Source organism: Salinivibrio sp. ML290, assembly GCF_001995695.1.
Classification (GTDB): domain Bacteria; phylum Pseudomonadota; class Gammaproteobacteria; order Enterobacterales; family Vibrionaceae; genus Salinivibrio; species Salinivibrio siamensis.
Genome location: NZ_MUEY01000003.1, coordinates 63,889 through 88,219, shown reverse-complemented (window position 1 = coordinate 88,219; position 24,331 = coordinate 63,889). Strand labels below are relative to the sequence as shown.

Below are 24,331 nucleotides of genomic sequence, written 5' to 3'. Positions count from 1 at the left end.
GGTTACTGCTTACCGGTTAACGTCAGGGGAGTTGAGACAGGGAAATTGATACGACCGTGCACTTTCCATTGTTTATCGAATGAAGTGATTTCGATAAACCAGGGTCCGGATATTGGCTCAGCAAGATCGATATGATAAATCCCCGCTTGGTTTGGGTTTACCATGACGTTCACATCTTTTCGCTCGAGCGTACGGTGCTGAATATGCACCTTGAGCGCAGGAAATGACGCGAGATCGCCCTTATCTAGTGCTATCGCGATTGCCTGGTTGTTTGACGACAATTGCGCTGAAACACCCAGCTGGGCCGCGACTTTCAGTTTGGATAGATCAACATTGATCGCCTTGCCTTTCTTGTAATAGTCCTCTGCCACCAGAGACACAGAATTCATCGAAAAGACGGTCACAGTTAACAAACTCGCGACGACAACAGAAGCGGGAAGGGCAATCAGGAACCAAGGCCAAAACTGCTTGTACCAGGGTGTTACCATCAGAAGCTCCTCGGTTTGAGCATTTACATTTAAGAAGCCCCTGCAAGCAGGGGCTGTATCACACCTAAGTGCTTATTCTACCTCAGGATTACTCAAGCGCCATACATAGGCAGAGAGTATCTGGATTTTTTCTTCGCCAAGGTGAGCTTCCCACGCGGGCATCACGCCTTGACGGCCACCACGAATGGTTTGCTCAACGGCGCGGCGAGAGCCACCATATAGCCAGATATTGTCAGTTAAATCCGGCGCACCAAAGGCAGGGTTACCTTTGCCGTCCGTGCCGTGACATGCGGCACATACAACAAAGCGAGATTTACCCTTAGCAGCCATCTGCGGATCGACTTTACGACCTGACAAGCTCAGTGCATAAGCGGCGACTTCTTTAACGCCTTCTTCACCCATAGTATCTAACCAAGCCGGCATATTGCCTTTTCGGCCATGGAGAAGGGTGGCTTTAATGGTTTCAGGCTCACCACCATACAACCACGCATCGTCCGTAAGGTTCGGGAAACCAGCCTGACCGCGCGCATCCGACCCATGGCAGGCCGCGCAGTTTTGGCTAAACAAACGTTGACCCACTTTCAAGGCTTCTTCATTACGCGCGATTTGGGTAATCGGACGCAATGATTTGCCATCTTCTTGGTACGCCAGTTTGCGGAATGCTTCACCAAACACCTTATCAGCTGCCTCGAGCTCCATCGCATATTGGTTAATATGCTGCGCTTCTTGCGCTTTTGCCATTAACTCACGCGACTCCTCGACACTGCTTACGTCTTGGTACGAACTTTTCCAACCTAATACGCCAGCAAAGTTACCCAGCCCCGGATAAAGGATGAGGTACCCCAAACCAAACACCAAGGTCGCCCAAAACATGTACGACCACCACTTAGGCAGTGGGTTGTTGAGTTCACGAATACCATCATACTCGTGACCCATGTCATCGCCTTCTGCGACGCCCATTTTATCTTTGGTTGTCCAAATGATAAGAGCAGCACAGCCAGCAATCGTGCCGAGTACGATGACTGTTACGAAGATACTCCAAAACGTACTCATTAGCGATTATCTCCTGTCTTGTTATTGGACTTATCCTGATTGTTCTCCTCATCGTCGAAAATCAGGTTAGCCGCTTCATCAAAGTGCTTTTTGCGACGTTTGCTATAAGCCCAAACAACGATCCCAATGAAGCTCACAAATAGGACAACTGTCCAGATACTATGAAAGGTGCCGATATCCATAGGCCCTCCTTATTACTTCATTGCGTGACCTAGTGACTGAAGATAAGCAATCAACGCTTCTATCTCCGTTTTACCTTCAACCGCCGCCTTGGCATTCTCGATGTCCTCATCGGTGTATGGCACACCAAATTGGTCACGGAATACTTTCAGCTTCGCGGCCGTGGTTTCCCCATCCAGCTTGTTCTCTGCTAACCAAGGGAAACCAGGCATGTTCGATTCAGGTACTACGTCACGTGGATTAATTAAGTGAACGCGGTGCCATTCGTCAGAGTAACGATCCCCAACTCGGGCGAGGTCAGGACCGGTACGTTTAGAACCCCATAAGAAAGGATGCTCCCAAACACTTTCCCCTGCGACGGCATAGTGGCCGTAACGCTCAGTTTCAGCACGGAATGGACGAACCATTTGACTGTGACACACGTTGCATCCTTCACGGATGTAGATGTCACGTCCTTCCATTTCTAACGCTGTATACGGACGAAGGTTATCTACCGGTTCAGTGGTTTGCTTTTGGTAAATCAATGGCGTTATCTCCACCAATGCACCAAAGCTGATTGCAACGATGATCAAAATCGCTAGCAAACCTGTGTTTTTTTCTACTATCTCGTGGCGATTTGAACTCATTTAATCGTCCTCCTTACACCGCAGGCTCAAGCGACTTCAAGCTAGCTTCAGGCGCACGAATCGTTTTATATGCGTTGTAAGCCATCAAGAACATGCCTGATAGGAAAATCGCACCGCCGATAAAGCGGACGAAGTAGAACGGATAGGAGGCTTCCAATGACTCCACAAAGCTGTATGTCAACGTACCGTCAGTGTTGACGGCGCGCCACATCAGACCCTGCATCACACCAGAAATCCACATAGCAACGATGTAAAGCACGGTACCAATCGTGGCAAGCCAGAAGTGTACGTTCACCAAAGACACTGAGTACATACGCTCTTGACCAAACAGTTTAGGAATCAAGTGGTAGATAGAGCCGATAGAGACCATTGCGACCCAACCGAGTGCACCAGAATGAACGTGACCAATTGTCCAATCGGTATAATGCGACAAGGCGTTAACTGTTTTGATCGACATCATTGGGCCTTCAAACGTAGACATGCCATAGAATGACAAAGACACGATAAGGAAGCGCAAGATGGGATCATAGCGAAGTTTATGCCACGCACCTGACAACGTCATAATACCGTTAATCATCCCGCCCCACGAAGGTGCAAACAAGATTAACGACATCACCATCCCCAGTGACTGTGTCCAATCGGGCAGAGCCGTGTAATGAAGGTGGTGAGGACCCGCCCAGATATAGAGCGAAATCAATGCCCAGAAGTGGACGATGGAGAGTCGATACGAGTAAACAGGGCGACCCGCTTGTTTGGGAACGAAGTAGTACATCATACCCAAAAAGCCTGCTGTCAGCAGGAAGCCAACCGCGTTGTGTCCGTACCACCACTGCACCATCGCATCAACTGCGCCAGCATAGATGGAGTAAGACTTCATCGGTGAAACAGGGATTGCCATGCTGTTGACGATGTGCAACACCGCGATGGTCAGAATAAAGGCACCGAAGAACCAGTTGGCCACATAAATATGTGACGTTTTACGCTTGATAAGCGTGCCAAAGAACACGATAGCGTATGCGACCCATACCACCGCGATGGCGATATCAATTGGCCACTCTAGTTCAGCGTACTCTTTAGAGGTGGTGTATCCCATTGGCAGCGAGATGGCTGCAGAAAGGATGATGGCTTGCCAACCCCAGAAGGTGAACTCTGCTAACTTCCCTCCGAACAACCGTGTTTGACAAGTTCGCTGCGCAACATAATAAGAGGTTGCAAACAACGCACTGGTACCGAAAGCGAAAATCACTGCGTTGGTATGCAGTGGACGCAGACGGCTATACGTCAAATACGGAATATCAAAGTTCAGTGCAGGCCACACTAATTGAGCGGCAATAAGTACACCTACAGCCATGCCCACGATACCCCACAAAATCGTTGTTAGGGTAAATAAGCGGACAACGCGGTAGTTGTAGTCTTGTTCAAGCTGCTTAACTTGGCTCATATTGCATGCTTCCACTTTTAGTTAACTACACTCACGTTTGATACGGACGAAGCCTCCGCTTCGCCTGTTAACATACCATTTTTAAGAAAACGCCCCGTTGCGTATGGTTTTTAACCACTTTGCACACTCCGTTGCTATTTCTTTGTAAAAATGGCATTTTCGACCAGAATCATACTGTAGATACTGGTTAAAAAACAGGGTCTAACCCACACACTTAGTGCGGCTTACCTACCTTTCTTATAAAACTTTGACCTCTGTAACACGGAGAAAGCGACTCATGGCAGCAGAAAAACTCACTCGAGGACGACTCGCGCAAATCATCGTTATGCTTACACTTTTGGTGGTTGCTTTCTTCTGGAGGACGCTGGTCTATACACCTGGATTGACCATTATAGACTGTGAAGGGGAACGTGGATTTTGTGGCACGTCACAATCTCAGCAGCTCATAGAGTTCGCCTGGAGTAAAGAACAAGATAATGTAATTTTTTCAGTGGTTTCAGACAAAAAGCCACATTCGGCTTATTGGGGAGAAGAAGGAAGTAAGCAGATCGAAATTAGCGATCAGCTAGACCGAAATGGGGAGAAGATCACGCTAACGTGGCAGTGGAAAACCCAAGATTTACCTCGCAATCCGATGAGGTTTAACCTTGTCTTTGATCGATATCAATTTAAATTTAATTACCCCAAAAGCGAGTGATAAACTGCGGTTTAAATCTTATTTATTCTATTTTGCGGTCATTATAAAAGGAAACGCTTATTTATGAGTGTTTCTTTTTGTCACTTGTCATATCTTCATATTAAACTCTTGATTATTAATGCCATTTGACTCATCACTTAAAAGAAAACATACCAATGGAGATAAAACTTCGCTCTTTTTACGCGACGGTAATGTTTCCACATCAGTGTTAATATTGTGATCCGACCAGAAACTTATACTGTTAATCCGTTGCAGGCGATTTGTAGCCAGCTTGTCATTTAGTAGGGGGGCGTTGCTCAGATGGCTGTTCGTATGAATAACGACACAACGAGCCCCCATCTGACAAAATGCATCCAGCCCACCAACCCCTAGTGATTGTATATAGGCATGCCCCTGCTCAGACACGACAACAGCACCGACAAAAGGGGAGAGTTGCGCGGTGCACTGATCAAGCGTGGCTTGGAGGGTACCGGGCGTGAATACAGGTGCTTCTTTAAACCTGACTCTGGGATCATGAGCGACGATATCGAGCGCTGCCGTTTGATTGTGATCAATAATAATTGGCGTATAGCCTTTCGCGGCCAATTGGTAGGCGATAGTGGCACCCAAGGCACAGGCTCCACCGAATAACGCAACGGGTCGACAATCCATGTTGAGCACTCTAGCGATATAAATGGGAAATAGGATACGTGATTTTAACCACTATTTCAGCCGACTAGCGCAATGATTTGATTGCCTGATGCAGGTATCATTAAAATCGTGATAAATCGCGAGCACAATAACGAACATTAAGATGAAAATAGCCACGGCATGCACACAAAGTCCAGACGCAGTAGACGCCGCGCAAACACTGGCGCGCACTTTATTGGGCCGTCTAAAGGCACCTAAGCTTTTAATGCTCTACTGCACGGAACAATACGATGTTGATGCACTTCAGCGAGCAATGGTTGCGCTTTTCCCTGGCGTGCCATTGATAGGGTGCACGACCTGCTGCGGTGTCATGACGCAAGCCGGTTATATCGAAGGGCCGACAGCCGCCGTCTGGGCTTGCAGTGATGAAAAGGGGAGTTACGGCACATCCCTCGTGCCACACCAAGCCCATCGTCCTATACGCGATTCAGCGCGCATTGCGCTTAATCAAGCGATAGAAGAGAGCGGCCGTTGTGGCGAGCTCCCCAAACTCATCGCTTTACACAGTACACCGGGTGATGAGGAAACGACGTTAGCCGCCATTCGAGAAGAGTTGGGCGTATCGGTCCCAGTGATAGGTGGCTCCGCTGCGGCCGACACCGTCGGCGGACGATGGGCCATTTTCGATAATGAGCAAACCGCGCAATCTGGCATCGCAATCAGTGTTTTTTATCCAACCGCACGGGTGAGTTATTCATTCCACTCTGGTTATGCGGCCACCACCAAGAAGGCCGTCGTCACAGAGGTACGTGGTCGCACCTTAGTGAGCTTGGACCATAAACCCGCATCGGCGGTATATAAAGACTGGTACGAAGAAGAAACCGGGCAAACGCTAGATTTAGGCGACTCGCTGTTCGCACGATCAACCTTGTATCCGCTCGGGACACAAACGGGCAAGATACACGGCTTACCTTATTACACCTTGTCACACCCCATGTTTGTTAACCAAGAAGGGCACATGGAACTCTTCTCGCAAATAGCCGTAGGGCAAACCGCGCACTTTATGACAGGCACCAGTGAAGGGTTGATTGCCCGTGCAAGTCGAGTCGTGGAATCGGCAAACGATCATGCGCTGCGAACGCCTCAACCTCTCGGTGGACTGGCGATTTATTGTGCGGGGTGTATGCTTCATGTCAAAGATCGCCTTGACCAAGTCGCCGACAATATCAACACGGCCTTATACACTGCGCCGTTTGTCTGCCCGTTTACCTTTGGTGAACAAGGCTTGTTTAAAGGTGGGGAACTGTCCCATGGTAATTTAATGATCTCGGCTGTGTTATTTCATAAGGATTAATCATGACGTCGAAACGCGTATCGGCCTCTGAACGTTCAGACTCTGAATCTTTACAAGAAACCTTATTTGAACTCAGTCGTGTTGAAGCAAGAGAAAAGCGTTTAAGGGAAGAAAACGACGCGATTTTGTCGGCAATCTCAGCCATGACGGAAGCGACGTCAAAAACCGATATTTTTGCTTCCTTACTTGATGTGATCCGCCGGTATGTCAGCTTTGATAGCGCCGTGGCGCTAAGCCGCAACCGAGAAACAGAAGATGCGTTTCGCTGTCTCGTATCGACTGAACGCTTACTGGAAACAGTCACTTGGCAAACAGGCGATGTGTTCCGCCGCTGTGTAAGTGGTGAAACGGTTGCTATCTATAAACCTGGCATGGTGAAAGAGATGCATTGCTTAACGCATCAATACGCCAGTTATTTACAAGGTACTGCGCTGATTAGCGGGTTAACGGTAAATGACAGCGAAGTCATGCTTATTTTGCTGTCACACCGCCGCGATGCATTTAATAACGAAGCCCAGCAAGTCATCGACCGATTTCGCCCCTTGATTGAACGCACCATTATGGACATCGACTACCGTCACCGTCTACATGCATTAGTGGGGAGTCGCACTCAGGAACTTAATGCTAGCCGGCAACGCTTTCAAGACTTTGCCCAAACAGCCAGTGACTGGTTTTGGGAGCTCGACAACCAATTTCAACTGACTTACCTGTCATCACCCAATACTGATACCGACATCGATGCTGAAGCCCTGCTGGCAAAGCTCAAATCAGACGCCGAATTAAAAACGAAATTAGAAGAGTACATATACACAGAAGAAGCCTTTAGCGATATTGAATGGCATATAGAATCTCGTCACCATGACTACTGGGTAAGCCTCTCAGGCCGTCCTTGCTATAATAAGCGCGGTGAGCTCGCCGGTTATCGAGGGACGGCTAAAGATATCACTGCGACCAAGCGTCGTGTTGTCGAATTGCAACAGGCTCGTCAGCAAGCTGAGTTAGCCAATAATGCCAAATCGCAGTTTCTTGCCGTTATGAGCCACGAAATCCGCACGCCGCTCAATGCTGTTTTAGGATTGATCGATGCATTGCAACACTCTTCATTAACGCAAGAACAAAAGCAGTGGGTAGGGCAAATGGATAAATCTGCTCAGCTATTGCTAACATTGATCAGCGATGTWCTCGATCTATCTAAAATTGAGTCCAACCGTTTTTCGCTATCTCCCTCATTGATGAAGCCCAGCGATAGCGTATCGAATGTCTATCAACAATTGATTGAGCGGGCCGATAAAAAGCGCATTAACCTCTCTGTTAGTGTCTCTTCTTCTGTGCCCAACACCTTGTTTATGGATGAGAACCGCTTTACGCAGATACTCCTTAACTTGGTGGCCAATGCCTTAAAATTCACGGAACGCGGCGGGGTGACAGTGTCACTTGATGCTCATGATGATGTACTCGAGTTATGGGTGAAAGATTCAGGAATCGGCATCGACGAAAAACAGATTGGTCGAATCTTTGAGCCTTTTACTCAAGCGGATGGCAGCATTACTCGCCGCTTTGGCGGTACTGGCCTTGGATTATCCATTTGTAAAAAGCTGGTAGAGATGATGGGAGGCAGTATTCACGTGGAAAGTGAGCCTTACCAGGGAACTGACTTCTGCGTTCGTTTGCCGATTGTCGAAACACCTCAAGATGCACAAAAACACCAAGCACAACCAAACGTCTCGGCCGACGCCGTGCAGGCTATGTCGATATTGGTCGCCGAAGATAGCCGTGCTAATCAAATGGTGGTTAGGTTAATGCTGGAAAAACAGGGTCATACCGTCGTATTAGCATCCAATGGTGAAGAAGCACTGGCACAGGTTAAACAAACAGAATTTGATCTTGTGCTGATGGATATGTCGATGCCTGTCATGGACGGCATCGCTGCCACCAAAGCGCTGCGTGCTTCAGGGTTTAAACGACCGATCATTGCGCTGACTGCCAATGCAATGGATGAGGATAAACAGCGCTGTGTCCGTGCCGGCATGGATGACTTTGTTACCAAGCCGATTAGGGCGGCAAGCCTTAACGCCGTACTGCATGCTCATCAGCCATTAGATCTTTCCACTAATTACCGCTGACTTGAATCGACTTAGGCCAAGCGACTCTTGGGGTAATGACGATTAAAGGAAGTAGTAATTAGCTATTTTATGGTAAATAGCTAATTACGTTTAATGACAAAAAAGGAAGAGTGCTGAACGAGCAGAAGCAGTATCCAACGTCAGACCTTAAACCTTAATTTAACATAATCTATATAATGCGCACTGATGGGTATGCGTCAATATAGGAGCGATATGGCGTTTCTCGCTTATCATATCGCTCCTTGTCCAGCATGGCTTGTAATCTGATGTGCTATTTGAATGACTGATGTGGGAATACGTTTTTGATGCGTTGTTGAGTGCGGTTATCAATGCTACGCGACATCACCACCTTCGCGGGTTTAAAGCGGTTGCTATACACTTTCACTGTGCCCGTGAACGGATGACGCTTCGCAATGTCTTGGCAGTCWTGTAAGAAACCTTTCGGCACTTTTCCTTTGTGACGCACTAGCTGGCCATCTTTAAACGCAATCACGATCAGTGGCCGGTCAATCAACATAAATGCGAGAAAAATGGCAAAAGAGATAAGTAAAAAATAGCCCATACTGCGATGCTCGCTTATCGGTCAAACGGTTCTACATACCCAGCAAGTTACTCAGATCTTGCTTTAAGGTGTCTACCTGCTTATTGGCACTCTCTGAGCGATTAGCCTCAGAAAGTAAATATTCAATGGTATCTGACAAGGTCGCGTCAAGCTCGTGTGCTTTTTGCGAGAGCTTCTCCCACACACGATAATCCAAATCGATCGATTTTTTCCGCGTTTGCTCTTGCTCGGCGTTAAAGTGACGCTTGCGCTTGGCACGAATCGCTTGTTTTAGCTTTTTCTCCAATGAAGGTGACATGTGCTTTTCAATCCATTGATGTACACGCGTTGGTTCATGCTCCAGCGCTAACAAGGCGTCAACGGCCGTCTGAGCCTCATCACTATCAATGTATTTTGTGACAGCGTCACCGTCTTTCCACTTTTTCACTAGGTAGGCCCATTTCCAGCCTGCCTCAAGGTTCTCGAGTTGTTGATATTTCATATGCCAAGCTTCAGTCACGCCAAGTGGTGACAGCGTAACACTAACTCGCTGTCTGTTCAATTATCGCACACCTCAAAGATACCGCGTACGCCAGTGGACGATCCAATGGCCGCACTATCCTATTACCACAGTGTGTTATCCTTTATACTCTGTCCATTCTAATCTTAGTCAGTAATCATAGACATGCATGAAGTTGATTGGCGTGATGCCAAACCACATTATTCTCAGTTTTCTCTCGACATTGCACAATTCGCGCATTTAGAGGCGGCCTCACTGTTATCACTGCAATCGCGCTTAAAAAAGGCACTGACTTGGTTAATGTCACCTTCGTGTCCAACGGCTTGTCTTACCGTGATGTCAGCTGACTTGCCTCAATATCTTAATGCCTATCAAGCAGAATTAGTTGCACAGTACCCAGAGATGCCGGTTGTGATCGGTGACGCATTTACCGAATCAACACTGTTTGGCTTTGCTTATGATGCGAATAAAAATGTGACAGCGTCACAAAGGAAGTACGGTTTACTGCATCAAGCTCACGATGGCGTATTGATTTTAAAAGTGGCGGATGTACTGCAGCAGCCACGCGTCTGGGTGCGCCTCAAGCAGTTTTTATCATCAGGCAAACTCGCCTGGCAAACCGCCCGTGCCGATCAAGTAACGGATTTGCCCGATGAGGCACTGAACGTACGTTTGGTGTTAGTCGGCGACAGACAGTGGCTGGCCGACTTTGAAACCAATGAGCCTGATCTCTACGAAGGTCTGTCAGCTTATGCCGAATATGAGCAAGATATTGCGCTCGACTCGGCCACCATTGTGCCCTACTTTGCTTGGCTTAAAGGCTTGGTCACCGCTCAAACGCATTTACCCATGACAGAATCAGGCTTAGTGCGTTTATTACAAGCAGGGGCACGAGAAAGCGAAGATCAATGGCGGATGCCCTTGTGTCCGGTTTGGTATCAGCAACTACTGGCTGAGTCTGTCATAACGGCGTCGGATGCGCTCGACAAAGCCGCCATTGATGCCGCTATCTCTCAGCGTTACCAACGTGCTGCCTATCTCCCCGAGCGTGCGATTGAAGATATCCACAAAGGACAGGTTTTTATTGATACCCGTGGCGAGCATATCGGCCAAATCAACGGTTTAACTGTGATCGAAGTGCCTGGCCATCCGATGAGTTACGGTGAGCCAGCGAGAATTTCTTGTGTTGTTCACTCCGGTGATGGCGATATTGCTGATGTGGAGCGCAAAGCCGAGCTTGCAGGTAACATTCACGCCAAAGGCATGATGATTATGCAAGCCTTTGTGAGCGTGGCGCTAAATCTTGATGACCCTTTACCCTATTCGGCTTCCATTGTATTCGAACAATCGTATAGTGAAGTGGATGGTGACAGTGCATCCTTGGCCGAGTTGTGTGCCTTTGTGAGCGCGCTATCTCAACAACCGATTAATCAAGCCATTGCCATCACTGGTGCAGTTGACCAATTTGGTCGCGTACAAGCGGTAGGCGGGATTAATGAAAAAATTGAAGGTTATTATCAAGTTTGCGCGCATCGAGGATTAACGGGTCAACAAGGTGTCGTGTTACCTAAAACGAATCTCTCATCCTTGTGTCTACGGAACGACGTTGTTGAAGCGATTAAAGCCGGTCAATTTCATATTTGGGCGGTGGATGATGTCGAACAAGCCTTGCCGCTTGTGACAGGTCTCCCATTCTCCGGAGACGATGAGGAGACATTGCTAAGAAAAATATCTAATCGAATAAATCATTTTCATACTGATGAAAAACAAAGCTGCAACAGTTTGTTTAAACGCTTAAAAAACTGGTTTGGCCAGTACTGATCCGAGTTGTTTGGCGTACACGTGTACGCTAACCTGCTCGCAATTGAATAAGGAGCAGTTTAGATATAATGAAACGCCAAAATTCCTATAACCGCGACGATTTACTCGCATCTAGCCAAGGTGAGCTCTTTGGCCCGGGACGTCCACAGCTTCCGGCACCAAACATGCTGATGATGGACCGTATCACCAACATTACCGATCAAGGTGGTGACTTTGATAAAGGCGTGATTGTCGCTGAGTTGGATATCAACCCAGATTTATGGTTTTTCGACTGCCATTTCCCAGGTGATCCAGTGATGCCAGGTTGCCTTGGCTTAGATGCTATGTGGCAGCTAGTTGGCTTTTTCCTCGGCTGGGTTGGCGGCGAAGGCAAAGGCCGTGCCCTGGGTGTTGGTGAAGTGAAGTTTACCGGACAAGTATTGCCAACGGCTAAGCGTGTTCGTTATGAAATTCACATGAAACGCGTGATTAACCGTAAACTCGTTATGGGTGTCGGTGATGGCCGCGTCTACGTTGATGATAAAGAGATTTACGTCGCTAAAGATCTGAAAGTGGGTCTTTTCCAAGACACATCCGCATTCTAATCCTCTCTGTCGAGCCGGTGAGATGACCATCGCCGGCTTCTATTACCCCTCCCTTCCTACTTATCAAGTACTTCTCCGCTTTTGGATAACTAAGAAGGAAATTTTTAGTGATTGGATAAATTGATTGCTGTATTTATGTTTGTTTAGTGGCAAATATATAAAGTTATAGTGCATTAAGATGTGTTTAAAAAGGCCTTACCAAAACGATAAGGCCGTGAAATATAAAAAGAGGTTACTTCATCATTTCCGATTTACTGGTTCTGCCTTCGCGCCATCCGCCAAGCCAGCTACTTCTCGCATCCGTTTGTTGGTAAGGACATAGTTCAGACGATCGACCGTTTATCCCAGCTTGAAAGCCCTTTGACTGTGCGCGTTCCAAACGATCTCGCTTCTGTCTTTTCATAGGGTCGCCCTCTTTATTCCATTTTGTTCAATGCTGCTTGCCATTTGCAAGGATACTTCCGTCTATGACGTTTTTATGAAGCATCCTCTACAGCTTCGATCATGATTATTTTTTAAGCAAGCACTATCGAGCAACGACTAAACAAAATGTGAGTCATATCCCTCTATATGTGACAACGTCACTAACACAATTATTGCATAGCCTCTAATTCTTCCCAGCGTTCAAAGGCTTGCTCTAAAGCTTGTTCAGCCTCAGCTAATCGGGTCAGTTTAGGTTGAGTAATGTCCTGACTTTTCGAGAAAAAATCAGGATCGTTCATTTCTGATTGTAACGCTTCAATCTCTTCTTCTAACGCCTCAAGCCGCGCCGGCAGGGCTTCTAGCTCACGTTGCAGTTTATAAGATAGCTTGCGTGGCTTACTCTTAGGTTTTGCCGTCTTTTGTTCCGTATCACCCTCACCACTCATTGAATGGTTACGGCTATTGGGTGTGATGGCTTTGAGATACTGCTCACGCTGTTGTTGGGCATCGTGATACCCCCCAACAAATTTATTAATGGTGCCGTCGCCTTCAAATATCCAGCTGTGCGTCACTGTGTTGTCGACAAACTGACGGTCGTGGCTGACCAATAACAGGGTTCCCTGGAACTGTGAAAGTAAGTCTTCCAGCAACTCGAGCGTTTCGATATCAAGATCGTTGGTCGGCTCGTCAAGTACCAGTAAGTTGGCAGGCTTGAGGAAAAGCTTGGCCAGCAATAGGCGGTTTTTCTCTCCTCCTGATAGCGCTTTCACCGGGGTTTGCGCACGGCGTGGATGAAACAAGAAGTCTTGTAGATAACCCATGACATGACGTTTTCGGCCACCTACTTCAACTTCTGTTTTGCCCCCTGCCAGGTTGTCGATCACCGTTTTTTCTGGGTCCAATTTCTCACGATATTGGTCAAAATAGGCCACGTCGAGCTTGGTCCCCACGTGCAAGTGCCCGCTGTCTGGGGTGAGTTTTTCAAGCATAAGCTTCAACAGTGTACTCTTACCGCATCCGTTGGGGCCAATTAGTGCAATGCGATCGCCGCGCATCACCGTAAAGCTAAATGGCTTAATCAGTGGCTGATCTTGATAGGTAAAGGCAACGTTTTCGGCTTCAAACACAATTTTCCCCGAGCGGTTGGCGTCATCGAGCTGCAGATTTGCGTTACCCTGTAACTCAACACGACTCGCACGCTCTTGCCGTAGCGCTTTCAATGCGCGTACACGTCCTTCATTGCGGGTGCGACGCGCTTTGATACCTTGACGAATCCAAGCCTCTTCTTGGGCAAGTTTTTTATCAAACTCGGCATTTTGCTCGGCTTCTACACGCAGAGCTTCTTCTTTACCGTCCAGATAGGTTTGATAATCACCTGGCCATGAGGTCAACTTGCCGCGGTCAAGATCCACGATACGCGTGGCCATTGCCCCGATAAACGAACGGTCATGCGAGATAAAGACGATCGCGCCTTTAAAGTCTTTCAAGAACTGCTCCAACCACAGAATCGTCGAAACATCCAGATGGTTAGTTGGCTCATCAAGAAGCAACACATCCGGCTCGCAGACAAGTGCGCGCGCTAAGGCGGCTTTGCGTTGCCAGCCACCCGATAGGGCTTTAAGCGCGGTGTTACCTTCCAGTCCTAATGCCCCTAATACCACCATTATTTGATTGTCAAAGCGCCAAGCGTCAGCATGGTCCAGTGCTTCTTGCACTTTGGCCAACTCGGCTATGTTGCGATCGCTAGGATCTGCTTCGATCTTCGCGATCAGTTGGTGATACTGCTTTAGCTTGTCCCCTGCCTCAGCGAGACCTTCGGCCACATAGTCAAACACAGTGCCTTGACTATCTCGTGGTGGATCTTGCTCAAGCCGAGAGACTTTAAGTTCAGATTGGCTTTGAATACTGCCATCATCGAGCTGTACCTGACCATCAAGGACTTTCATCAGCGTCGACTTGCCCGCACCATTGCGTCCAACAAGACACACGCGCTCACCTGGCTGAAGAATAAAGTCTGTTTTGTCCAGTAATGGGTTGTCGCCATACGCCAACTGGGCGGAGGTTATTTTAATCAATGCCATGTTGCGTTAACCAAGCTTGTAATTGTGTGTGATCAAACGGCCATCCTAATTCAGCCCTCACCTTTCCAGACTGATCGCGGATTGCAATCACAGGGATTGTGACGCCGTAACGCTCAAAGAGCGCATCGTCAAAGGCAATGTCTTGACTGTTGAGTGGCGTTTGATAACCGAGAGATTGATAGAGTGCCCACGCTTGTTCACAAAGGTGGCACCCTTCCGTGCTAAACAATACGAGTGTCATGCTGATACTGCCTGATGACGGATTATCCAGCAATTATGGATATGTGGGTTGCGGGCAAAATCTTCAGGAATCGAACGCTTGCTAATATTCTCCGCACGTAAGCCGGCCGCGGCTAACCCCTCACTATCCATCTTAAAGTGCCGTTTGTTGTTGGAAAAAATAATTTCCCCATCGGGACGCAAACGGTCCTTCAGTGCTAAAAGCACATCAAGGTGATCACGTTGAACATCGAAAGTGCTCTGCATTCTTTTCGAGTTGGAGAATGTCGGCGGATCGATAAAGATCAAATCAAATTGCTGGTTAGACTGGCGAATCCATTGTAGACAGTCTGCCTGCTCAAAACGGTGCTGACGTCCGACAATGCCATTGAGCGCCATATTGCGTTCAGCCCACGCTATATAGGTTTTTGACATGTCGACAGTCGTTGTAGACCGTGCACCACCTGCCGCAGCATGAACGGACGCGCTGCCCGTGTAGGCAAAGAGGTTAAGGAAATCTTTCCCTTGTGCTTTCTCACCAATTAGACGACGGGTATAGCGATGGTCGAGAAATAATCCTGTATCCAGGTAATCATAGAGATTAACTTCAAGCGCCACGCCATATTCATCGACCGTCATCGTTCTAGATGCGCCGGCGAGTTTTTGATATTGATTATTGCCCTTTTGCTTTTCGCGCGTTTTTAGCACCACTTTATTGGCATCCACACCGGTCACCGCGATGGCTGCGCGCACCATATCCAGCAAGCGACGACGTGCTTTTTCTGGCTCAATGGTTTTCGGTGCCGCATATTCTTGGATGACCAAAAAGTCGCGATACCGATCAATCGCGGCTTTATAGTCTGGTAAGTCAGCATCATAGAGTCGATAACACTCTAGCGCTTGTTTCTTTGCCCATTTATCCAGTTTGGTCATGTTCTTGCGCAAGCGATTAGCAAAATCTGGGGCGACGTCCGCCTTTGCCGCCTCACTCTCCGATTTTTCACCACGCGCGGTGATCGCATAGGTTTTCATCACACAATCTAACGCACCGTTGCGTAGATTAAATTTGTCATCCGCACGCATCCGCAAGCAACTAAGCAACTCTTCCGAACCTGAATACAAAGAAACCGTGTTCCCCGCAAATGCCTCTTTAAGGTGATCACCGAGCTGCGTGTAGAGGGCTATCAAACTAGGCGTGGTTCCCAAGCGCTCCCCATACGGCGGATTAGAAAGAATATGTCCCCCTGAGAATCCCTCAGGCGGCGTCACTTGGGTGGCATCAACCGTTTCAAAGTCAATCAATTCACCAACGCCAGCACGTCGTGCATTCGCACGTGCTGTCTCAATGATACGGGCATCGTTATCAGTGCCATAAAAACGTGTCTGGCACTGACTTACACCTCGTTTCGCCTTGACACTCGCTTCAGCTTTGATCGCTTTAAAGGCTTCATCATCAAAGCCCAACAATGATTCAAAGCCCCAACGCTTGCGCTTTAATCCAGGCGCAATTTTCGCTGCCATCATCGCCGCTTCTATCAGCAAGGTACCCGAGCCACACATGATGTCCATCAAAGGCTGATCGGGCTTCCAGCCACTCCGTGCCACCAAAGCCGCGGCATGGGTTTCTCGTAATGGTGCCGCGCCAGCCTGGGTGCGATAGCCACGCTGATGCAAGCCACTCCCCACCATATCAATCCCAAGCAGGCCTTGATCTTTCGATAACCGCATATGGATACGTAAATCAGGCTGCTCGCGGTCGACGCTTGGACGGGGCAAATTCGACTTTTCAAATTTGTCTACAATCGCATCTTTGACTTTCAACGCCCCGTACTGGCTGTTACGTATCTCGCGATTGGTACCATTAAAGTCCACCGCAATCCGCTGACTGGCGTGAAAATAATCTGGCCAGTTAATGGCCGTTGCACCGAGGTAGAGATCCATATCATCGCGCACCGCAAACTCGCCCAGCACCAAGACGAACCGTGACGCAATCCGACTCCATAAACAGCATTGATACAGTGTTGAATCGTCGGCTTTAAATTTAACCCCTGCATGGACTTGTTTGAGGCTAGATACGCCAAGTTGTTCAAGCTCTTGAGCTAGCATGTGCTCGAGACCTCGAGCGGTTATTGCGAGATAGTGTTTCATTCAGTCTCTACACCCTTTGGGCGTCGTTGTCATCATGGCGGCGATTATACATCAATCTTACGCCTATCGTTGACCCAAGCGGCGACAATCTCATTGAGTGATGAATAAATCGCCGAATTGTTGTTTCCAATAAGAAACAGATATCTAGGCATCTTTGTTTCCAATGGGAATCAATCACCCCAACTTGATGCGCATACCTGTTTCCCTCAGGAAACCACCTTGCTTTGTCACTCATCTCACCTCGCCAAATCCGTTTTGAGCTGAACGCGTGTAAGCATTCACTGTGACTATTACGCACATTATGTCTGATACTATTAAAACGAAAATGGCTTATCTTTCCCTTTGGGAATGAATCGCAAATTGCGTAAGCTGGACTAGACCAGGATGGATTTATTCAAGCATTTTAACGGCTAAAATAGGAAGAAAGGCGTCATTCATTGGCCTTATAAGGGTGAAAACATCCCCAAATCAATGAAAAAATGCGCAGGCATGTGCACACTTTTCGCTCATAAAATGAACTGATATCACATTTTTTATGCACATCTGTTTGGTATAAGAAACGTCAAGATACAGCTATAGCGCTGTAATCTGTACAAGAAACAAGAAAAGTGAGGGAAGAAAGGAGGCGTGGGCTGAGTGAAAACCACTCAGCCCACTAACGCAAAGCGACCTTTTTGGCTATTTGTTTGAAGTATTGGTTGCGATAGCCGGTCGTTCATTACTTTAATCGCACCACAAAACGCCATTGTTTTATTCGCGCTCAGTTCAAAATCAGCCTCACGTGCGAGCATGCAGAGCGAGGCAGAACCGGCGTTCTCTATGATAATAAACGGCGCCCTATCCCCTGTTTGGCTGGTGAGCTCGACTATTTGCCCCCACTCAGGGGTGGCGATAGTGTCTTGTTGTGGCTCGAAAAACCAGCTTTTAGGTAAGACAGGTTTGTGGAAGCGATAGGCTGCCACTGCGTTCAAAGCGAGTTCGGCCTGACGAGGGCCGGWAAGAGAGAGGTTTGACAGGGGATCGGTCAAACGTTGAAAGAGTGATGCATCCTCAACAGAAAATGGGGATGATGAGAACGCATCGGGGATGAGATGTTTGGCGTTGACCGCCACGCGAAAAACCATGTCGTCGCCTAAATCCAGCATTAGTGAATTCGACGTATTATCGAAATACCATCTCCATGCATTATTAGGTTTTAACATACTTCAGCTCCCGCGATGACTCACTAACTGGGTGTCTGGCGATACCAAAACTGCCATTGCCTGAAGTGTAATGGGCTGAAGCGAAAAAAAAAGGGGAAGAAAACGCCCCCTTTTATACCTTAAGACTTTATTTCCTAACTTAAATATGACGCACGATTTGTTTTATGAGCCCAGGGCCTTGGTAAATCAACCCAGAGTAGACTTGCACCAAATCCGCCCCTGCCTCCAACTTTTCACGCGCCGCCGTGACTGAATCAATTCCCCCTACACCGATGATGGGCATCGCCCCATCGAGCGCACGATGTAGTTGACGAATAACCTCGGTGCTTTTTAGTTGAACAGGACGGCCACTTAGCCCACCCGCTTCACGATAATGAGGCATACCATCTACCAATGAGCGCTCAAGCGTGGTGTTGGTCGCAATCACACCATCGATCTGGTGACGAATCAGTGCTTGCGCCACTTGTTGAATTTCTTCTTCACTCAAATCTGGGGCAATCTTAACCGTCAGAGGCACGTATTTATCGTGAGTGTCTGCCAACTGTGCCTGTTCGGCTTTCAGTGTGCTCAGGAGTTCGTCGAACATCTCGCCATATTGCAACGTCCGTAATCCTGGCGTATTGGGCGACGAGATATTAACGGCGATATAGTCGGCATATGGGTACACTTTTCGCATACAGACGACATAGTCATCGGTGCCCTGCTCGATGGGTGTATCTTTGTTCTTGCCAATATTAATACCCAACACACCGTCGAAGTTTTTCGCACGCTTGACGTTTTCTACCAACGCATCAACCCCCAGGTTATTGAACCCCATACGGTTGATGATCCCCTCGGCGGCTTTAATACGAAAAAGTCGAGGTTTGTCGTTTCCCGGTTGTGGCCGGGGTGTCACTGTCCCCACTTCCACAAAACCAAAACCCATCGCACCAAAGGCTTCTATGCACTCGCCGTTTTTGTCCAATCCTGCCGCTAGACCAACGGGATTATTAAAGTTGAGTCCCATTACGGTAACTGGACGAGGAGGAAGCTGTTGGGAATAGAGAAAACGAAGCGGGGTGTGATGGAATCGAGAAAGGGTGTTGATGGTTAGATCATGTGCTTTTTCTGGATCTAACTGAAAGATAGCCGGTCTGGCGAGGCGGTAAAGCATTATCCCTCCTAATAAAAAAGCCCCGTATAAACGGGGCTAGATTATTGCGTTATTGGCGCTTTAATTCAATTTAAATTTAACAGCGACAATTCGCGTAACGCGACGGAGAACTTGGCAAACTCATGCACTGAGCCCACTTTGAACTCATCAACAATGCTCTGCCAACGCCCGAGAATGACTACGTGCTCATCCATCCACTGGGCTAATCCCGTCTCAGCATCTTGATCGGTTGCCATTTCGGACACGATACGGGCGGTGAGTAATCGTTGCTGCCAATCCAGATCTTCGCGGAAAGACGCACGCGCCAACGCTTGCCAGTGGTTATCCACCGGTTGGTTGTTGATTTGTTTCAAGAACCAGTGCAGTGACAAGCTATCCCCTAGCACATAGTACAAGCGTGCCACCAGCTCGAACGGTTTATTCAGCTGCTCTGACACCTGTGCTAAGTCCAATCCAGAGAACACGCTGGTTAGACGACAGACTCTATTCGCCAGTGCATCCGGCACCCCAGCTTGTCGTAGCGTCTCCGCTTGTTGATCATGCTCTTTGATTTCACTCTCAACCAGATAGTCATCCAAGTGCTCGACCAAGTTTTGCAGCGCCGGACGATAAAAGGCCACTTGTGCCTCGATACTTTCCCCTTTGCGTTTGTTACGTAGCATCCATCGGGTTGCTCGGCGTAGCATCCGGCGACAACGGAACAAGATATCGTATTGCACCTTGGCGCTGACCTGATTATCTAGCGCTCGCACATCGTCAAACAGTTGTTCAAAACCAAACACGTCACGGGCAATCGCATACGATTTGGCAATGTCACTGACACTTGCTCCCGTTTCATCTTGCATACGCGTAATGAAATTGAAGCCCATGTCGTTCGACATCTGGTTCGCCAAGGCGGTAGCGATGATCTCGCCTCTCAATGGATGGGATTCCATTTCTTTGCGATAGTGACGCTGTAACTCTTTCGGGAAATAACTGGGGAGTAGCTGGCCAAAGTGTGCATCTTGCGTCACTTCATCAACCACCAGTTGCTCTTTGAGCACCATCTTCCCGTACGCCACCAGCACAGCAATTTCTGGGCGAGTTAGGCCCGTGCCACGTAAGTTACGCTCAGACAAGGTCTCATCATCCGGCAAATATTCAAGTGCACGATCCAGCTTGCCCTCTTTTTCAAGATAATGAATAAAGCGGATCTGCTCTTTTAATAACGCCGCTTGCTGATTGTGGGTTACGGAAATTGACTCGCTCTGACTGTACGCATCTTCAAGCACGATATCAGACACTTCATCTTCCATCCGCTCCAAAAGCTCGTTGCGTTTTTTCATGGTCAAGTCACCGGCAGCGACCAGCCCATTGAGCAAGATCTTGATATTAACTTCGTTATCTGAGCAATCTACCCCGCCGACATTGTCAATGAAGTCGGTATTGACGCGGCCACCTTTGAGCGCATACTCAATACGCCCCAGTTGTGTCATCCCTAAGTTACCGCCTTCACCGATAATGCGCGCACCGACTTCATTGCCGTTAACACGTAACCCATCATTGGCGCGATCGCCAACAGAGGTATGGGTTTCATCGGACGATTTAACATAGGTGCCAATCCCACCATTCCATAGCAGATCGACTTTGGCTTTTAAGATCTGTTTGATCAGATCGTTCGGCGCCATGGATTGCTTGCGTGTACCAAGCAGTTTTTGTATTTCTGGCGTTAAGTTAATCGACTTCGCTCGACGAGAGAATATCCCCCCGCCTTTGGAAATCAACTCGCTGTCATAATCTTCCCAGCTTGAGCGCGGCAGGTTGAAAAGGCGTTGACGCTCTTTCCAGCTTTTCGCGGCATCAGGTTCAGGGTCAATGAAGATATGCATGTGGTTAAAGGCTGCCACTAAGCGAATATGTTTAGAGAGCAACATGCCATTACCAAACACGTCGCCTCCCATATCGCCAATCCCCACACAGGTAAAGTCTGTGGTTTGACAATTGATATCCACTTCGCGGAAATGACGCTTCACCGATTCCCAAGCACCCGCTGCGGTGATCCCCATTTTTTTGTGGTCATAACCGTTGGAGCCACCAGACGCGAAAGCATCGCCCAGCCAGAAGTTATATTGCGCTGAGACACTGTTAGCAAGGTCGGAGAAGGTCGCGGTACCTTTATCTGCAGCCACCACGAGATAGGCATCATCTTCGTCATGACGCACAACGTGTTGCGGCGGTGTCAGGGTGCCTTCCACGATATTATCGGTAATATCGAGCAACCCTTGGATGAAGATCCGATAGCAGCGCTTCCCTTCTGCAAAAATTGCATCTCGGCCCGAGAGCTGGTGCTGTCGCTTGCATACAAACCCACCTTTGGCTCCGACGGGCACAATCACCGTGTTTTTCACTTGCTGCGCTTTAACCAGCCCCAGCACTTCGGTGCGGAAGTCTTCTTGCCGATCGGACCACCGCAAGCCACCACGTGCGACTTTGCCGCCGCGTAAATGCACCCCTTCTACATCCGGTGAATACACGAAGATCTCGAATGCCGGAACAGGTTTAGGCATATCCGGGATCTCAGAGGCCTCGAGTTTTAACGACAAGTAAGGCTTGTCTTGGCCATTGTCCGGATCTTTTTGGAAAAAGTTCGTTCGCGTGGTCGCCAACATGATTTCCATATAGCGGCGAATAATACGGTCATCATCAAGACTCTCGACATTATCGAGGGCTTCTTCGATATCATTGATGATGATGTCTTGTGCCCGCTTCGTTTGTTTACCAACCGGGTCAAAACGCGTATTGAATAGTTTTACCAAGAAACTGGCAAGTTGAGAGTGTGACGCTAGCGTCTCTTCAATATAGGCCTGGCTAAATGGAAAGCCAATTTGACGCATATAACGCGCATACGCACGTAAAATCGTCACTTCACGCCCCGACAAACTGGCATTAAGCACCAGGCGGTTGAAGCCATCGTTATCCAGACGGCCATGCCAGATATCCGCAAAGGCATGCTGAAAACGATCCCGGGCATTACCAAGATCAAACGCCGATCCAGCACTGTGCAACATCGAAAAGTCGAGGATCCAGTATACATCCCCTTGACTGGTTTCTACTTCATAAGGTGATTCACCAATCACGCGTAAGCCAAGGTTTTCTAGCATTGGCATCACATCAGACAAGTGAATAGGTTCGCCTTTTTGGAAGAGTTTCAGGCTGATCGCGTTCGATTGATGGCTTACCTCTTGGGGGCGATAAAGCAGCATATCGAGCTTGTTATCATCACTGAGTCCCTCAAGGCGCTCAATATCCGCCACCGCTGATCCAGGCAGCATGGCCTCTTTGTACGAACGTGGAAACGCCCGCAGGTAACGCTTGGCGATCGGTGTGCCTCGGTTTTCACCAAAGTTTGCGATCACAGCCTCTTGCAGACGATCGTCCCAAGACGAAGCCGCTTCTGTTAGATTGTGTTCGATCTTCTTCACATCAATATCGAAATTGTTGTTTTCTACTCGGACGATATAGTGCGTCCGCGCCAAGGGGCTTTCCGAGAAGAAAGTGGTAAATTCTACCGTCTGATCAGAGCCAAAGTACTGCTGAAGAATACGTTGGGTTTGACGACGGAACTCGGTGTTATAGCGCTCACGGGTGATATACACCATGCACGAGAAAAACCGCCCGAATGGATCGCGACGAACAAACACGCGCAGCATGTCACGATCTTGCATTTGCACCACGCCCATCCCAACGTCGCGCATTTCTTCTTCGGTCGCCTGAAAAAGCTCATCACGGGGATAGTTTTCCAAAATATTCGCCAGTGCTTTCCACGAGTGTGATTCACGATAAAAGCCACTGTTATCAAGAATGCGACGCACTTTGTTACGCAAGACGGGAATACTGGCGGTGGATTGGTTATACGCTGAAGATGCATAAAGACCGGTGAAACGGTGCTCACCAATCACATTGCCATCTTGATCAAATTTTTTGATCCCGATGTAATCCACATAAGCCGGACGATGGACACGAGATTTAGCATTGCTTTTCGTCAACACCAGTAATTCTTTTTTCAGCGCCTCGGCGCGCGCTGACTCTGGCATGTCTGATAGGCTGAGGACAGCGGGCGATTTATGCTTTTTGGCTAAGCCGAGTGCATTGCAATCTGCGCTAGCACGAAGCTCGTAATCCCCTTCCACCGCGACTAAGTCAAAACACTTATACCCCATAAAGGTAAAGTTGTTGTCGGTAATCCAGCTCAAAAACTCGATCGCTTCTTGGCGACGTTCATCATCAATGGGTAACGGTGTATCTTTCAGCTCCGATACCAGCGCAAGCATTTGCTCACGCATCGGCTTCCAGTCGTTTACCACCATCACCACATCCATCAAGGTTTCAGACAATTCCGCCTCTAATGCCGCCATCTCTGACTCATCGGACATTTTGTCGATTTCGATGTGGAACGTACTTTGGAACTGCCCGTTGTCACCGCCAATCCCAATCACGTTACCCTGATCATTTTTTTGTGATTTTATCGGGGTATTAAGCATTAGGTGGGTCGTGATCCCCAAACGGTTGAGGGCCATGCGCACCGAGTCGACCAGGAAGGGGGCATCTGGTGCTAAGATCTCGACAATGGTGTGGGTGGACTGCCAGCCATTACCACTGAGGCTCGGGTTAAAGACTTTTACAAACACTTTGTCTTGTTCGAAGGTGTTTAGATGGTGCCACAAACTCATCACAGCACCATAGAGATCTGACTCATTGCGTTCCTGCAAGTCATCATCAGAGATTTGACCCAATATCCTTTTGGCTAATGCATCGACAAGTGGTTGTTGAGTATCATCCAGTTTATCGGCAATCAGCTGATAAACCTTCTCAAGTAACACAGGTACTATAGGGTCACGCGAGGTCATTCTGGAGCTCCGTTGTCCTTTTTAGAACATTATCGTTGTGAGTATTCAGAGGTAAACATTGCGTTAACAAACGCACTGTCTAGTGTAAGGCTTGGCAGGTAAAAACGTTATAGGTAAACGGCTGGATTTACGCGAATTTCGCCAGAATGTGACTGGTGTGG

20 protein-coding genes are annotated in these 24,331 nt (G+C 48.2%); 5 read left to right on the top strand and 15 right to left on the bottom strand.

Annotation, left to right across the window (positions count from 1 at the left end):
- Window positions 1–2: 2 nt before the first annotated feature.
- From BZG23_RS04025 to ccoN, 5 genes are all read right to left on the bottom strand, one after another.
- Complete coding sequence (locus BZG23_RS04025; RefSeq protein WP_046073233.1) at window positions 3–488, bottom strand: FixH family protein; 486 nt, start codon at window positions 486–488, stop codon at window positions 3–5.
- Between the two features lie 72 nt (window positions 489–560).
- The gene (gene ccoP, locus BZG23_RS04020; RefSeq protein WP_046073232.1) at window positions 561–1,541 is read right to left on the bottom strand and encodes a cytochrome-c oxidase, cbb3-type subunit III; all 981 of its coding nucleotides are present in this window, start codon (window positions 1,539–1,541) and stop codon (window positions 561–563) included.
- Window positions 1,541–1,723: a CcoQ/FixQ family Cbb3-type cytochrome c oxidase assembly chaperone gene (locus BZG23_RS04015; protein ID WP_046073231.1), complete on the bottom strand. Its 183-nt coding sequence runs from the start codon at window positions 1,721–1,723 to the stop codon at window positions 1,541–1,543. The genes ccoP and BZG23_RS04015 overlap by 1 nt, the downstream gene beginning before the upstream one ends.
- Window positions 1,724–1,735: 12 nt before the next feature.
- Window positions 1,736–2,347 carry a cytochrome-c oxidase, cbb3-type subunit II gene (gene ccoO / locus BZG23_RS04010; protein ID WP_046073230.1) on the bottom strand — a complete coding sequence of 204 codons (612 nt, stop codon included), beginning with the start codon at window positions 2,345–2,347 and terminating at the stop codon, window positions 1,736–1,738.
- Window positions 2,348–2,360: 13 nt separating this feature from the next.
- Window positions 2,361–3,788 carry a cytochrome-c oxidase, cbb3-type subunit I gene (ccoN, locus tag BZG23_RS04005; RefSeq protein WP_046073229.1) on the bottom strand — a complete coding sequence of 476 codons (1,428 nt, stop codon included), beginning with the start codon at window positions 3,786–3,788 and terminating at the stop codon, window positions 2,361–2,363.
- 277 nt (window positions 3,789–4,065) lie between these two features.
- On the opposite strand from ccoN, the gene BZG23_RS04000 reads away from it, so the two are divergent.
- On the top strand, window positions 4,066–4,485 hold the full coding sequence (locus BZG23_RS04000; RefSeq protein ID WP_046073228.1) for a hypothetical protein: 420 nt from the start codon (window positions 4,066–4,068) through the stop codon (window positions 4,483–4,485).
- A gap of 87 nt (window positions 4,486–4,572) precedes the next feature.
- Here the strand turns inward: BZG23_RS04000 and BZG23_RS03995 are convergent, their stop codons facing one another.
- Window positions 4,573–5,136, bottom strand: a complete 564-nt coding sequence (locus BZG23_RS03995; RefSeq protein WP_077606196.1) for a hypothetical protein — start codon at window positions 5,134–5,136, stop codon at window positions 4,573–4,575.
- A gap of 142 nt (window positions 5,137–5,278) precedes the next feature.
- Between BZG23_RS03995 and BZG23_RS03990 the strand changes: the two genes are divergently transcribed.
- Window positions 5,279–6,469, top strand: coding sequence for an FIST signal transduction protein (locus BZG23_RS03990; protein WP_077606195.1), 1,191 nt, complete (start codon window positions 5,279–5,281; stop codon window positions 6,467–6,469).
- Between the two features lie 2 nt (window positions 6,470–6,471).
- Complete coding sequence (locus BZG23_RS03985) at window positions 6,472–8,592, top strand: ATP-binding protein (RefSeq protein ID WP_077577811.1); 2,121 nt, start codon at window positions 6,472–6,474, stop codon at window positions 8,590–8,592.
- Window positions 8,593–8,863: 271 nt separating this feature from the next.
- Here BZG23_RS03985 and BZG23_RS03980 read toward each other — a convergent pair whose 3' ends face one another.
- Window positions 8,864–9,154 (bottom strand): DUF3634 family protein, encoded by a 291-nt coding sequence (locus BZG23_RS03980; protein WP_077606194.1) that lies wholly within the window; start codon window positions 9,152–9,154, stop codon window positions 8,864–8,866.
- A gap of 31 nt (window positions 9,155–9,185) precedes the next feature.
- The gene (gene matP / locus BZG23_RS03975; RefSeq protein WP_046073223.1) at window positions 9,186–9,635 is read right to left on the bottom strand and encodes a macrodomain Ter protein MatP; all 450 of its coding nucleotides are present in this window, start codon (window positions 9,633–9,635) and stop codon (window positions 9,186–9,188) included.
- A 183-nt stretch (window positions 9,636–9,818) separates the two neighbouring features.
- On the opposite strand from matP, the gene BZG23_RS03970 reads away from it, so the two are divergent.
- Together BZG23_RS03970 and fabA are read left to right on the top strand one after the other, a co-directional pair.
- Entirely contained in the window at window positions 9,819–11,474 is a 1,656-nt protein-coding gene (locus tag BZG23_RS03970) for an AAA family ATPase (RefSeq protein ID WP_077606193.1), read from the top strand.
- Between the two features lie 68 nt (window positions 11,475–11,542).
- Window positions 11,543–12,058, top strand: a complete 516-nt coding sequence (gene fabA, locus BZG23_RS03965) for a bifunctional 3-hydroxydecanoyl-ACP dehydratase/trans-2-decenoyl-ACP isomerase (RefSeq protein WP_046073221.1) — start codon at window positions 11,543–11,545, stop codon at window positions 12,056–12,058.
- Between the two features lie 232 nt (window positions 12,059–12,290).
- Here fabA and rmf read toward each other — a convergent pair whose 3' ends face one another.
- The 7 genes from rmf to BZG23_RS03930 all read right to left on the bottom strand — a co-directional run bounded on the left by rmf (window position 12,291) and on the right by BZG23_RS03930 (window position 24,170).
- Entirely contained in the window at window positions 12,291–12,461 is a 171-nt protein-coding gene (gene rmf, locus BZG23_RS03960; protein WP_077458712.1) for a ribosome modulation factor, read from the bottom strand.
- A 190-nt stretch (window positions 12,462–12,651) separates the two neighbouring features.
- Complete coding sequence (gene uup, locus BZG23_RS03955; RefSeq protein ID WP_077577809.1) at window positions 12,652–14,562, bottom strand: ATP-binding cassette ATPase Uup; 1,911 nt, start codon at window positions 14,560–14,562, stop codon at window positions 12,652–12,654.
- A complete protein-coding gene (locus BZG23_RS03950) occupies window positions 14,549–14,803 on the bottom strand; it encodes a glutaredoxin family protein (protein WP_077606192.1) in 255 nt (84 codons plus the stop codon). The genes uup and BZG23_RS03950 overlap by 14 nt, the downstream gene beginning before the upstream one ends.
- Window positions 14,800–16,929 carry a bifunctional 23S rRNA (guanine(2069)-N(7))-methyltransferase RlmK/23S rRNA (guanine(2445)-N(2))-methyltransferase RlmL gene (gene rlmKL, locus BZG23_RS03945; protein ID WP_077606191.1) on the bottom strand — a complete coding sequence of 710 codons (2,130 nt, stop codon included), beginning with the start codon at window positions 16,927–16,929 and terminating at the stop codon, window positions 14,800–14,802. Before rlmKL ends, BZG23_RS03950 begins: the two co-directional genes overlap by 4 nt.
- 647 nt (window positions 16,930–17,576) lie before the next feature.
- On the bottom strand, window positions 17,577–18,131 hold the full coding sequence (locus BZG23_RS03940) for a cell division protein ZapC (protein WP_077606190.1): 555 nt from the start codon (window positions 18,129–18,131) through the stop codon (window positions 17,577–17,579).
- A 139-nt stretch (window positions 18,132–18,270) separates the two neighbouring features.
- On the bottom strand, window positions 18,271–19,284 hold the full coding sequence (gene pyrD / locus BZG23_RS03935) for a quinone-dependent dihydroorotate dehydrogenase (protein ID WP_046073216.1): 1,014 nt from the start codon (window positions 19,282–19,284) through the stop codon (window positions 18,271–18,273).
- A 65-nt stretch (window positions 19,285–19,349) separates the two neighbouring features.
- Window positions 19,350–24,170 (bottom strand): NAD-glutamate dehydrogenase, encoded by a 4,821-nt coding sequence (locus tag BZG23_RS03930; RefSeq protein WP_077606189.1) that lies wholly within the window; start codon window positions 24,168–24,170, stop codon window positions 19,350–19,352.
- Between the last annotated feature and the right edge of the window lie 161 nt (window positions 24,171–24,331).

Coding starts and splice junctions, on each gene's coding strand:
- ccoP (WP_046073232.1), bottom strand. CDS start 1,541: ATGAGTACGTTTTGGAGTATCTTCGTAACAGTCATCGTACTCGGCACG.
- rlmKL (WP_077606191.1), bottom strand. CDS start 16,929: ATGAAACACTATCTCGCAATAACCGCTCGAGGTCTCGAGCACATGCTA.
- pyrD (WP_046073216.1), bottom strand. CDS start 19,284: ATGCTTTACCGCCTCGCCAGACCGGCTATCTTTCAGTTAGATCCAGAA.
- BZG23_RS03950 (WP_077606192.1), bottom strand. CDS start 14,803: ATGACACTCGTATTGTTTAGCACGGAAGGGTGCCACCTTTGTGAACAA.
- BZG23_RS03995 (WP_077606196.1), bottom strand. CDS start 5,136: ATGGATTGTCGACCCGTTGCGTTATTCGGTGGAGCCTGTGCCTTGGGT.
- rmf (WP_077458712.1), bottom strand. CDS start 12,461: ATGAAAAGACAGAAGCGAGATCGTTTGGAACGCGCACAGTCAAAGGGC.
- BZG23_RS04015 (WP_046073231.1), bottom strand. CDS start 1,723: ATGGATATCGGCACCTTTCATAGTATCTGGACAGTTGTCCTATTTGTG.
- BZG23_RS04025 (WP_046073233.1), bottom strand. CDS start 488: ATGGTAACACCCTGGTACAAGCAGTTTTGGCCTTGGTTCCTGATTGCC.
- BZG23_RS03990 (WP_077606195.1), top strand. CDS start 5,279: ATGAAAATAGCCACGGCATGCACACAAAGTCCAGACGCAGTAGACGCC.
- fabA (WP_046073221.1), top strand. CDS start 11,543: ATGAAACGCCAAAATTCCTATAACCGCGACGATTTACTCGCATCTAGC.
- BZG23_RS04000 (WP_046073228.1), top strand. CDS start 4,066: ATGGCAGCAGAAAAACTCACTCGAGGACGACTCGCGCAAATCATCGTT.
- BZG23_RS03970 (WP_077606193.1), top strand. CDS start 9,819: ATGCATGAAGTTGATTGGCGTGATGCCAAACCACATTATTCTCAGTTT.
- uup (WP_077577809.1), bottom strand. CDS start 14,562: ATGGCATTGATTAAAATAACCTCCGCCCAGTTGGCGTATGGCGACAAC.
- matP (WP_046073223.1), bottom strand. CDS start 9,635: ATGAAATATCAACAACTCGAGAACCTTGAGGCAGGCTGGAAATGGGCC.
- ccoO (WP_046073230.1), bottom strand. CDS start 2,347: ATGAGTTCAAATCGCCACGAGATAGTAGAAAAAAACACAGGTTTGCTA.
- BZG23_RS03930 (WP_077606189.1), bottom strand. CDS start 24,170: ATGACCTCGCGTGACCCTATAGTACCTGTGTTACTTGAGAAGGTTTAT.
- ccoN (WP_046073229.1), bottom strand. CDS start 3,788: ATGAGCCAAGTTAAGCAGCTTGAACAAGACTACAACTACCGCGTTGTC.